This is a genomic window from Geobacillus sp. ZGt-1 (assembly GCF_001026865.1).
In the GTDB taxonomy this organism is placed as follows: domain Bacteria; phylum Bacillota; class Bacilli; order Bacillales; family Anoxybacillaceae; genus Geobacillus; species Geobacillus thermoleovorans.
Genome location: NZ_LDPD01000023.1, coordinates 87,783 through 99,188, shown reverse-complemented (window position 1 = coordinate 99,188; position 11,406 = coordinate 87,783). Strand labels below are relative to the sequence as shown.

Genomic DNA, 11,406 nt, shown 5'->3' with positions numbered 1-11,406 from the left:
CCGACTACGGCAGAAAAGCTCGGACTAGAGCCTTCTCGACAGACTTTTTATTGGTTCATCAACACACCTGATAAAAAAAATAACAAAACGAAGGGCCAAAAGACGGCGCTGACGCTCGGACGATGAACAAACGCAGGCTCTCTGAAGAAATGCGGCTCTTCGTCTTTCAACTTTATATGAAGGAGAAGGTGGGGTTAGATGATGGAACGCGTTCCGAATGAATACGGCCGGTTTGGCGATTTCGGCGGCAAGTTTGTCCCTGAGACGCTCATGCTTCCGCTTGAGGAAATCGAAGCGGAGCTTGACAAAGCGCTTGCCGATGAATCGTTCAAACAAGAATACATCCGCATTTTGCAGCATTACTCCGGTCGCCCGACCCCGCTCACGTTCGCGCCGAATTTGACACGGCAAGTCGGCGGCGCGAAAATTTATTTAAAGCGCGAAGATTTAAACCATACGGGCGCCCATAAAATCAACAACGCGATCGGCCAGGCGCTTTTGGCAAAACGGATGGGCAAGAAAAAGCTGATCGCTGAAACCGGAGCCGGCCAGCACGGCGTCGCCGCGGCGACGGTGGCCGCCCATTTTGGCATGGATTGCATCGTTTTTATGGGCGAAGAAGACATCAAGCGGCAGGAGCTGAACGTGTTTCGCATGAAACTGTTGGGCGCCGAAGTCGTGCCGGTGTCAAGCGGCAACCGAACGTTGAAAGATGCGACGAACGAAGCGATTCGCTATTGGGTCGCCCACTGCGACGACCATTTTTACATGATCGGCTCGGTCGTCGGTCCGCATCCGTACCCGAAAATGGTGCGCGAGTTTCAGCGCGTGATTGGCGATGAAGCGAAAGAACAGTTTCTCGCCCGTGAAGGGAAGCTGCCGGATGTCATCGTTGCCTGCGTCGGCGGCGGCAGCAACGCCATCGGCATGTTTTACCCGTTTTTGCAAGATGACGTCCGCCTCGTCGGCGTCGAGGCGGCCGGCAAAGGGATCGACACTCCGCACCATGCGGCGACAATCACAAAAGGGACGAAAGGGGTCATACACGGGGCGATGACCTACCTGTTGCAAGACGAGTACGGACAAATTCTCGAACCGTATTCGATCTCAGCCGGCCTTGATTACCCCGGCGTCGGCCCGGAACATGCGTATTTGGCGAGCATTGGCCGCGTCCGCTACGAAAGCGCGACCGATGACGAGGCCGTCGCTGCGTTTCAATTGTTGGCGCAAACGGAAGGCATCATTCCGGCCATCGAGTCGGCCCATGCGGTGGCGAAAGCCGTCGAGCTCGCCCGCGAGATGCCGCCGGATGAAACGGTGCTCATTTGCCTGTCCGGCCGCGGAGATAAAGATGTGCAAACGATGATGCGCCATCTTGGTGCGAGGGAAGGTGAAGACATTGCCACTGTCCGTTAATCCGCCGCTATTTATCCCGTTTATCGTTGCCGGTGATCCGGCTCCCGATGTGACGATCGATCTCGCCTTGGCGCTTGAGGAGGCCGGCGCTGACATATTAGAGCTTGGCGTGCCGTACTCCGACCCGCTCGCTGACGGACCGACGATTCAACGCGCCGCCGCAAGGGCGCTTGACGGGGGCATGACGCTGCCGAAAGCCATTCAGCTTATTGGCGAGATGCGAAAAAAAGGGGTAAACATTCCGATTATTCTCTTTACGTATTACAATCCTGTGTTACAATTAGGAGAAGAATCCTTTTTTGCTTTAGCGCAGGAAAATGGCGCCGACGGCGTGCTCATTCCCGATTTGCCGTTTGAGGAAAGCGGTCCGCTCCGCGAACTTGGCGAACGGTTTGGTCTCCCGCTCATTTCGCTTGTTGCGCCGACGTCGAAGCAGCGGATCGAGCGGATCGCTTCGGCGGCGCAAGGGTTTTTGTATTGCGTCTCCTCGCTAGGCGTTACAGGCGTGCGTGAGACGCTGCCGGAGACGCTCGGCGATTTCCTCCGCGAAGTGAAGCGGCATAGCCGCGTCCCGGTCGCCGTCGGCTTTGGCATTTCGGCGCCGGAGCAAGTCGCGATGTTGAAAGAGGTGTGCGACGGCGTTGTCGTCGGCAGCGCACTCGTGCAAAAAGTCGAGCAGCTGGCTCCGAGGTTGCAGGCGCCGGACGAAAGGGAAGCGGCCGTCGCCGAGTTTTCTGCCTACGCCCGTTCGCTTGCCGCGCCGCTTCGGGAGCCGTGTTCTTCGCGCTAAAAGTTCCGAATTGAAGGAGTTGGCGACAATCATGCAAGTAAAGGAATCGCTCCGGGGTCTTTCTCCGTACCAGCCGGGAAAATCGATCGAAGAAGTCAAGCGGGAATATGGCTTGCCTGAGATTATCAAACTTGCTTCTAACGAGAATCCGTACGGTTCGTCGCCAGCGGCAAAAGCGGCCATCGCCGCTGAGCTTGACCGCCTCGCCGTCTATCCGGACGGCTGCGCCCGCACGTTGCGCGAAAAGGTGGCGAAGCATCTTGGCGTCAAGGAAACACAGCTTCTGTTTGGCAACGGTTCGGATGAGGTGGTGCAAATTTTTTGCCGCGCCTTTTTAGAGCCGGGGGCGAATACGGTGATGGCGGCGCCGACATTCCCGCAATACCGGCACAATGCCATCATCGAGCGGGCCGAGGTGCGCGAAGTGCCGCTTGTTGATGGGCGTCATGATTTGGAGGCGATGCTTGCGGCGATCGATGAAAACACGCGCATCGTCTGGATTTGCAATCCGAACAACCCGACGGGCACGTATGTGAATGACATCGAGCTGCGCGCCTTTTTGGATCGCGTGCCGCCGCACGTGCTCGTCGTCGTGGACGAAGCGTACTACGAATATGCGACGGCGCCCGACTACCCGCAAACGGTGCCGCTTTTAAACGAGTACGAGCAGCTTGTCGTCATGCGCACGTTCTCGAAAGCATACGGGCTCGCTGCGCTCCGCGTCGGCTACGGCGTGGCGAGTGAGACGCTCATCCGCGCCGTCGAGCCGGCGCGCGAGCCGTTTAACACGTCGACCATCGCCCAAGCGGCCGCGGCGGCCGCACTTGACGATCAAGCGTTCATCCGCGCCTGCGTCGAACGAAATCGCGCCGAGCTTGAGCGGTATTATCGCTTTTGCGAGGAGAACGGCCTGAAGTATTACCCGTCGCAGACAAACTTTTTGTTCATTGATTTCGGGTTGGATGGCGACGAAGTGTTCCGCTATTTGCTGGAGCGCGGCGTCATTGTCCGCTCGGGCCAAGCGCTTGGGCTGCCGACCGGCGTGCGTGTGACTGTTGGCACGAAAGAGCAAAACGACCGGGTGTTGGAACTCGTTTCGCAACTGCTTCGGGAAAAACAGCTCGCCTGACCGTTCAGCGGCGGGATGGATAGAAAAGATCGGCCCGTTGCTTTTCAAAAGCAGCGGGCGCACGTTTACATAAAGTAGGTGGGACGATTGGAAGGAAAAGTGTTCATTGTCGGCCTCGGCTTGATCGGCGGATCGATTGCATTGGCGATTAAAAAAGCGCATCCGGAGGCGATGATCATCGGCTACGACGTCAATGAGCGGCAGCTCGGCTTGGCGCGTTCGCTCAAGGTGATCGACGAAGCCGCCCGTTCGCCCGAAGACGGATACGGACAGGCGGATTTGATCGTTCTGGCCGTTCCGGTCATGCAGACGGAGGCGCTGCTTTCATCGATGCCGCTCGAGCGGTTGAAGCGCGGCGTTATCGTTACCGATGTCGGCAGCACGAAGCAGCGCATCGTCCAAGGCGCCCGCCGCCTGTTGGATCACGGCGTAGCGTTCATCGGCGGCCATCCGATGGCCGGGTCGCATAAAAGCGGTGTGGCGGCGGCAAGGGCTCATCTGTTTGAAAACGCCTTTTACATTTTGACGCCGACGGACGATGTGCCGCCGCAGCAAGTCGAGGCGTTGAAACAGTGGCTTGCGGGAACGAAAGCGCAGTTTGTCATCTTAACGCCCAAAGAGCACGACCGCATCACTGGCGTAATCAGCCATTTTCCGCATTTGATTGCGGCGAGCCTCGTTCATCAGGCGCGCGAATACGAGTGCGAAAACGCCCTCGTCAGCCGGCTGGCGGCCGGCGGCTTCCGCGACATCACCCGCATCGCGTCGAGCAATCCGGAAATGTGGCGCGATATTTTTATCCATAACAAGCATGAACTGCTTGCGCTCTTTGACCGCTGGATCGCCGAAATGGAGCGGCTGCGTTCGTTTGTCGAAGAAGAAAACAGCATCGCTATTTACCATTACTTTTTGGAGGCGAAACAGTTTCGCGACGGGCTGCCGTCGAGAACGAAAGGAGCGATTCCGTCGTTTTACGATTTGTATGTCGACGTGCCGGATTATCCGGGCGTCATCTCCGAAGTGACCGGCTATTTGGCCGAAGAAAACATCAGCATCACGAACATCCGCATCATTGAGACGCGCGAAGAAATTTACGGCGTGCTCCGCCTCAGCTTCCAAAGCGAAGACGATCGGGCGCGGGCGAAAGCGTGCCTCGCCAAACATACGAACTATGCCACCTATGAAGGGTAGCAAGGAAAAACAATGGAGGGATTTTGCATGCAGTTGCCAACCAACGTGTCGTCGCTCCGAGGAATGATCGAAGTCCCCGGCGACAAATCGATTTCCCATCGCGCCGTCATGCTCGGGGCGCTTGCTTCTGGACGGACGGTGATTGACCATTTTTTGCCTGGGGCGGACTGTTTAAGCACGATCGACTGTTTCCGGAAACTCGGCGTTGACATTCGCCAGGACGGGACGACAGTCGTTGTCGAAGGAGCCGGCCCCGGCGGGCTGCGCGAGCCGGCTGCGGTGCTTGATGTCGGCAACTCGGGAACGACGGCGCGCCTGTTGCTCGGCATTTTGGCCGGCCAGCCGTTTCACGCCTGCCTTGTCGGCGATGAATCGATCGCCAAGCGACCGATGGGGCGGGTGACGAAACCGCTTCGCGAAATGGGAGCGCGTATTGACGGGCGTGAGGGCGGCAATTATACGCCGCTTTCCATCCGCGGCGGCGCGCTTCGCCCGCTTCGCTACACTTCGCCGGTGGCGAGCGCGCAAGTAAAATCGGCCATTTTGCTCGCCGGCTTATTCGCTGACGGTGTGACGTCTGTTGCTGAGCCGCACCGCTCGCGCGATCATACCGAGCGGATGGTTCGGTTGTTTGGCGGTGAAGTGAATGTGGATGGCTTGACCGTCTCGGTGGCCGGTCCGCAACGCTTGCGCGGGACGCACATTTACGTTCCCGGCGATATTTCGTCAGCCGCCTTTTTCCTTGTCGCCGGCGCCATNGTGCCGAACAGCGAAATTACGCTGAAAAACGTCGGCTTAAATCCAACGCGGACCGGCATCATCGATGTGCTTACACAAATGGGGGCGGATATTGCGATTGACAACGTCCGCCACGAGGAAACCGAGCCGGTCGGTGATATTACGGTCCGCACGTCGACGCTTCGGGCGGTCGAAATCGGCGGGGATCTGATTCCAAGATTGATCGACGAAATTCCGATCATTGCCTTGCTCGCGACGCAGGCGGAAGGAACGACCGTCATCAAAGACGCGAGCGAACTGAAGGTGAAAGAGACGAATCGGATCCATACGGTCGTCACCGAGTTGAAAAAACTCGGCGCTGACATCGAAGCAACCGACGACGGCATGATGATCCGCGGCAAAACGCCGCTTTATGCCGACGGGATTGTTGTCGACAGCCATGGCGACCACCGCATCGGCATGATGCTCGCCGTTGCTGCCTGCATCGCCAAAGGGACGGTCCGCCTCGAGCGTTCGGAAGCGGTCGCCGTTTCCTATCCGGCGTTTTTTGCCGACCTCCGTTCGCTGCTGTAAAAGGCCTCCCGCCCCAAGCGGGCGGGCGGTCATATTTTGCGTTGTTCGTTCATATATTGTCAGTGAGAGGAAGGGCTCCGTATTTTTTTGAAAGCGGATACATTTCCTGTTTCTGGATGAAAAAACGACGCACCTTCCAGACGGCGAGCGGTTTGGTTGCGGAAACGGCCATGATCGATTATCATCATTCATGTTCCCATTGTAACAGTACATAACGATTTGAATGGCAAAGGCGGATGGCCGCCTGCCGCAAGAGAGGGCTGACGAAACGATGACACGCGTCGAACAAATCATTCGCTTAGTGGAAAACGGAAACGTCGACCAAGCGTTGGCGCTCGTGCCGAAAGTGAAAAAATATGGAAGTGATGAAGAAAAATACGCGCTTGCCGACTGCTTGTACGGATGGGGAATGCCGGAAGAGGCGAAGGAGCTGCTTGAGGAGCTGGCTGACCGCTATCCGGATGACGGCGACATTCGCCTGTTTTTGGCGGAAGTGTATACGGAGCTTGAAGCCGAAGAGGAAGCGCTCGCCATTTTGTCGGAGATCGACGAAGACGATCCGCAGTTTGTCCGCGCGTGCCTTCTTGCCGCCGATTTGTACGAAATGCAAGGGCTGGCGGAAGTGAGCGAGCGGAAGCTGCGTCAAGCGTACGAGAAAGCTCCAGATGAGCCGATCGTGCAGTTTGCGTTGGCTGAGTTGTATTTTTCGCACGGGGAATACTCAAAAAGCGTGCCGCTTTATGAACAGGTGCGGAAGACGAATAAGGAGATGGCCGGCGTCTTGATCACTGAGCGGATCGCTGAGGCGCTCAGCCGTTCCGGGGAATTCGAGGCGGCGCTTCCGTATTATGAGGAGGCGCTCAATGAAAAAATGGACAGTCGGACGCTGTTCGCCTACGGATTCACCGCGTTGCAGGCCGGCTATACACAAACGGCCATCGATAAGCTCAGCGCTTTAAAAGAGCTCGATCCGGACTACACTCCGCTTTACCTTTATTTGGCGAAAGCGTATGAACAAGAAGGACGGCTCGTGCAAAGCTATGAGACGGCGCTTGAGGGCATCGGCGTCGACGAATGGAACAAAGAGCTCCGTCTTTACGCAGGCAAGCTGGCGCTCAAGCTGAACAAGCCGGAGGAGGCAGAGGAACATTTGAAAAAAGCGCTTGAGATCGATGGCGGGTACATCGAGGCGCTCACGGTTTTATCGGCGCTTTGGCTAAACGAACAGCGCTATGAGGATGTCGTGGCGCTTCTTGAGCAGGCGATGGCCGATGGCGAGTACGATCCGCAGTTTGAATGGGACCTTGGGCGCGCCAAACATCGGCTTGAGATGTACGACGATGCATTAAATCATTACAGCGAGGCATATAATTTCTTTAAGCACAATGTCGAGTTCCTCGAAGAGTACGGATATTTTCTCATCGAGGAAGGAAATCGGGCGGCGGCGAAAGAAATATTTCAACAGATCGTCCGTCTCGACCCAACCCATACGGAGGCGGCGGAGATGCTGCTTGAGCTCGAAGAGTAGGGGAGAAGCGGTGGCCCAACCTCTTTCTTGGAAACCGATCGAGGGGGAAGCGCACAATGACGCACGTATCCGTCAATGAGAAAAAAGAGTTTATCCGTTGGTTTTTAAGCCACTATCAGTTGAAGCGGCGCGAGTGTGTCTGGATTTTAAACTATTTGATGAGCCATGACCAGCTCATGCAAAAGGTGCATTTTGTCGAGAATGCCCAATATTGCCCGCGCGGCATCATTATGTCGACTCACTGCGTCGACGATGTGCCGTTCCGTTTTTACAAAGGCAATGTGATGACAACCGATGCAGAGAAATCGTTCCATGACATCCGTTTAAACCGCGACGAAGATATTTACATTCAACTGAATTTCCGCGCTTCTTTTCACTCGCCACAATATGTCGCTGTGCTTGAGGAAAACCCGTATGCGCCGAAGCAGGCGCAAGTGAGCGAAAACGACCAGCGCCTCGCCGAGCAGTTTTTGGAACGCTCCATTTACGAATTCCGGCGCGGGCGGCTCATGAAGCTGATCGATGAGGCGCTTGACCGCCATGATGAAGAGGCGTTCCGCCGCCTGACCGATGAATTAAACAAATTGTAAAAACCTTGCCGCCGGCAAGGTTTTTCTTTTGCCGAAAAATATGGTATGGTGATGAAGGGAAGAAACTTTGAGGAAAAGGAGAGTACGAATGAAGTGGACAGGTGAGGACGTCGCCCTCTATGAACGAGAGCGCGACTACATCGACACGGCGCTCCTTCCGCTTTTGCCGGTGGCTTTCGGCCAAGGAGCGAAGCGGCTCGCTTCCGGCGGGGAGCTTGTCGGGCTCATCGCGGCCGAGGTCGAGCGGCAGCTGAAGGGCCGGTTGTTTTTGATGCCGTCGTTTGTGTATTTTGCCGATGAGCCGCGGGCGCTGCTTACCGAAAGGCTGGCGGATTGGACCAACCGGCTTAAGCGGGAAGGAATGAAGCATCTGTTTTATGTGACGTGCGACCGTGCGTGGCAAGAGGGCGAAGAAGCTGACCGCGTTTGGTTCGTTCCGGTTGTTCCGCTCGAGAGCATGGGTGAATCGTACAAGCACGAGCTTGTCAGAGAGCAGGCCGCCGAGTTGCTCCGCTTTCTCATCGGTCGATGGGCGCAAGAGTAGACGCGGCAAAGTCCGACGTTTTGCCGCCTGCGATATTGACCTTGTCCAGCAATTGAGCTATCATTAGAATGTCCTAGTTTTCCATATGTGTTATACATACAATCGTCCGGTGCGGACTTGATTTTGCATAGAGGGGGGAAGACGATGAGCGACAACAAACATCGTGTAACGAGACGTCAGTTTTTAAACTACACGCTGACCGGCGTCGGCGGTTTTATGGCGGCAGGAATGCTGATGCCGATGCTCCGTTTTGCTTTCGATCCGATCTTGAAGGATGAAGCAGGGACGGAGATGGTCGCGGTAGCAGACGTCAAAGAGATTACGACCGAACCGAAGCGCTTCGACTTTAAAGTGAAGGTGAAAGACGCTTGGTACGAGTCGGAAGAGCCAAAATCAGCATGGGTGTATAAAACGGACAAAGGGGAGATCATCGCCCTGTCGCCGATCTGCAAACACCTTGGCTGTACGGTCGACTGGAACACGGACAAAGAGCATCCGAACCAGTTTTTCTGCCCATGCCACTATGGGCGCTATGAGAAGGACGGCACGAACGTTCCGGGGACGCCGCCGCAAGCTCCGCTTGACCGTTACGAGTACAAAGTGAAAGACGGCAAGCTGTATTTAGGCAAGGCGAAACCAAGAAAGGAGGCGTAATGCGTGTTAAACAAGCTGTATGACTGGGTCGATGAACGCTTAGATATTACGCCTTTATGGCGGGATATCGCCGATCACGAAGTTCCGGAGCACGTCAACCCCGCCCATCACTTTTCCGCCTTTGTCTATTGTTTCGGCGGGCTGACGTTTTTTGTCACGGTCATTCAAATTTTGTCAGGCATGTTTTTGACGATGTACTACGTCCCGGATATTAAAAACGCGTGGGAATCGGTGTATTACTTGCAAAACGAAGTGGCGTTCGGCCAAATTGTGCGCGGCATGCACCATTGGGGGGCGAGCTTGGTCATCGTCATGATGTTTTTACATACGCTGCGCGTCTTTTTCCAAGGGGCTTATAAAAAGCCGCGCGAAATGAACTGGATCGTCGGCGTATTGATCTTTATGGTGATGATGGGTCTTGGCTTCACCGGCTACTTGTTGCCGTGGGATATGAAAGCGCTGTTTGCGACGAAAGTTGGTTTGCAAATCGCGGAAGCGACGCCGCTCATTGGCCCGGCCATTAAGACGCTGTTAGCTGGGGACCCGGAAATTGTCGGCGCGCAAACGTTGACGCGCTTTTTTGCCATTCACGTCTTCTTCTTGCCGGCCGCTTTGCTCGGCTTAATGGCAGCGCACTTTTTAATGATTCGCAGACAAGGCATTTCCGGTCCGCTATGATCGGTCGGCCCGCGTTTAGAGGCGATAGAAAAAAGGAGGGAACCACGCAATGCATCGCGGAAAAGGAATGAAATTCGTCGGCGATTCCCGTGTTCCCGCGGTGAGAAAACCGAATATTCCAAAGGACTATTCGGAATATCCCGGGAAAACGGAAGTGTTTTGGCCGAACTTCCTGCTCAAGGAATGGTTGGTCGGATCGGTCTTTCTCGTCGGTTTCTTATGCTTGACGGTCGCCCATCCGTCGCCGCTTGAGCGGATCGCCGACCCGACGGACACGACGTACGTGCCGCTGCCTGACTGGTATTTCTTGTTCTTATACCAATTGCTCAAATATTCGTATGCGTCTGGTCCGTATACGGTCGTCGGCGCGATCATCATCCCGGGGTTGGCGTTCGGCGCGCTCTTATTGGCGCCGTTTTTGGACCGCGGCCCAGAGCGCCGTCCTTGGAAGCGTCCGGTCGCGACCGGGATGATGCTGTTGGCGCTTGCGGCGATGATTTATTTGACATGGGAAGCGGTCGTCACACACGACTGGAAAAAAGCGGCTGAACAAGGGAAAATTCGGGCGGAAGTGAAAATTGACACGAACGCGGAAGGCTATAAAATCGCCCAAGCGAACACATGTACATCGTGCCACGGACAAAACTTGTCCGGCGGTGCTGGTCCGTCGCTCATCGGCACCGGCTTGAAACCAGAAGAAATCGCGAAAATCGCGAGAGAAGGGAAAGGCAACATGCCGCCCGGCGTCTTTAAGGGCACGGATGAAGAGTTGAAAAAACTGTCCGAATTCATCGCTGGACTGAAAGCGGAATAATCGTTTCGACACGAAAAAGCTGACTCGCGTTAGTCAGCTTTTTTCGTGCCAACATGAAACCGAGGCGAGGTGCAGATGATGGCATGGCTTTATGCGCTGTTGGCTTCCCGGCCGGTTGTTTGGCTGCTCTTGTTCGTCAACGCGGCCGGCACCATCTATGGATATTATTGGTATCGTTATCAACTTGCCGATACGCCGCCCATCTTTTTGCCGTTTGTTCCCGACAGTCCGACGGCGAGCCTTTTTTTTCTTGTCGTCCTTGTGGCATGGCTTTTCGGCAGGTCGGCGCCGCTTTTTGAAGCGTTGGCTTTGGTGACGCTTGTTAAGTATGGAATTTGGGCGGTCGTTATGAATGTGCTCGTTTGGCGCGTCACCGGCACGCTCGATTGGGCCGGGTGGATGCTGATCGTTTCGCACGGGGCGATGGCGATCGAAGGAATGCTGTACGCCCGGTTTTATCGATTCCGCTTCCTTCACCTTATGCTGGCGGCCGTGTGGACGCTGCATAACGATGTCATCGACTACGTTTTTGGCATGATGCCGCGCTATAGTGTGCTGGCTGACTACGCCAACGAAATCGGCTATTTTACGTTTTGGTTGAGCATCGCATCGATTGCCGCTGCGTATCAGCTTGGCGTCCGCCTCCGGCGCCAGCCGCTTCTGCCGGGCGGCATGTCTTTCCGGCAGGCATCAGAGTAGAGCGTTGAACACAAGGAGGAACGTTGGGCGGCAGCTTTCTATTATAGATGCAACGAAGAAGT

The 11,406-nt window shown here is 55.6% G+C and carries 11 protein-coding genes and 2 pseudogenes; all 13 read left to right on the top strand.

All coding sequences use genetic code 11. From position 1 onward, the window contains the following. The first annotated feature begins 201 nt into the window (after positions 1 to 201). The 13 genes and pseudogenes from trpB to VU18_RS09130 all read left to right on the top strand — a co-directional run bounded on the left by trpB (position 202) and on the right by VU18_RS09130 (position 11,344). Entirely contained in the window at positions 202 to 1,416 is a 1,215-nt protein-coding gene (trpB, locus tag VU18_RS09185) for a tryptophan synthase subunit beta (RefSeq protein ID WP_013524128.1), read from the top strand. Then, positions 1,400 to 2,206 (top strand): tryptophan synthase subunit alpha, encoded by an 807-nt coding sequence (trpA, locus tag VU18_RS09180; protein ID WP_025039234.1) that lies wholly within the window; start codon positions 1,400 to 1,402, stop codon positions 2,204 to 2,206. The genes trpB and trpA overlap by 17 nt, the downstream gene beginning before the upstream one ends. A 31-nt stretch (positions 2,207 to 2,237) precedes the next feature. Beyond that, positions 2,238 to 3,335: a histidinol-phosphate transaminase gene (gene hisC / locus VU18_RS09175; protein WP_021322189.1), complete on the top strand. Its 1,098-nt coding sequence runs from the start codon at positions 2,238 to 2,240 to the stop codon at positions 3,333 to 3,335. A gap of 87 nt (positions 3,336 to 3,422) precedes the next feature. Beyond that, the gene (locus VU18_RS09170) at positions 3,423 to 4,526 is read left to right on the top strand and encodes a prephenate dehydrogenase (protein WP_013144904.1); all 1,104 of its coding nucleotides are present in this window, start codon (positions 3,423 to 3,425) and stop codon (positions 4,524 to 4,526) included. A gap of 27 nt (positions 4,527 to 4,553) precedes the next feature. After that, positions 4,554 to 5,284, top strand: a pseudogene (locus VU18_RS19950) (3-phosphoshikimate 1-carboxyvinyltransferase); the annotation flags it as partial. Between the two features lies 1 nt (position 5,285). Further along, positions 5,286 to 5,837, top strand: a pseudogene (locus tag VU18_RS19945) (3-phosphoshikimate 1-carboxyvinyltransferase); the annotation flags it as partial. 271 nt (positions 5,838 to 6,108) lie between these two features. After that, positions 6,109 to 7,365 (top strand): tetratricopeptide repeat protein, encoded by a 1,257-nt coding sequence (locus tag VU18_RS09160; protein WP_031206411.1) that lies wholly within the window; start codon positions 6,109 to 6,111, stop codon positions 7,363 to 7,365. 56 nt (positions 7,366 to 7,421) lie between these two features. Then, positions 7,422 to 7,955, top strand: coding sequence for a ReoY family proteolytic degradation factor (locus tag VU18_RS09155; protein WP_013144907.1), 534 nt, complete (start codon positions 7,422 to 7,424; stop codon positions 7,953 to 7,955). Positions 7,956 to 8,043: 88 nt separating this feature from the next. After that, a complete protein-coding gene (locus tag VU18_RS09150) occupies positions 8,044 to 8,499 on the top strand; it encodes a YpiF family protein (protein ID WP_011231678.1) in 456 nt (151 codons plus the stop codon). A 144-nt stretch (positions 8,500 to 8,643) separates the two neighbouring features. Next, positions 8,644 to 9,153, top strand: a complete 510-nt coding sequence (locus VU18_RS09145; protein WP_011231677.1) for a ubiquinol-cytochrome c reductase iron-sulfur subunit — start codon at positions 8,644 to 8,646, stop codon at positions 9,151 to 9,153. Positions 9,154 to 9,156: 3 nt separating this feature from the next. Next, positions 9,157 to 9,831: a menaquinol-cytochrome c reductase cytochrome b subunit gene (gene qcrB, locus VU18_RS09140; RefSeq protein WP_011231676.1), complete on the top strand. Its 675-nt coding sequence runs from the start codon at positions 9,157 to 9,159 to the stop codon at positions 9,829 to 9,831. A 49-nt stretch (positions 9,832 to 9,880) separates the two neighbouring features. Continuing rightward, positions 9,881 to 10,645, top strand: a complete 765-nt coding sequence (locus tag VU18_RS09135; RefSeq protein WP_011231675.1) for a menaquinol-cytochrome c reductase cytochrome b/c subunit — start codon at positions 9,881 to 9,883, stop codon at positions 10,643 to 10,645. A gap of 78 nt (positions 10,646 to 10,723) precedes the next feature. Further along, on the top strand, positions 10,724 to 11,344 hold the full coding sequence (locus VU18_RS09130; protein WP_011231674.1) for a DUF1405 domain-containing protein: 621 nt from the start codon (positions 10,724 to 10,726) through the stop codon (positions 11,342 to 11,344). The last annotated feature ends 62 nt before the right edge of the window (positions 11,345 to 11,406 follow it).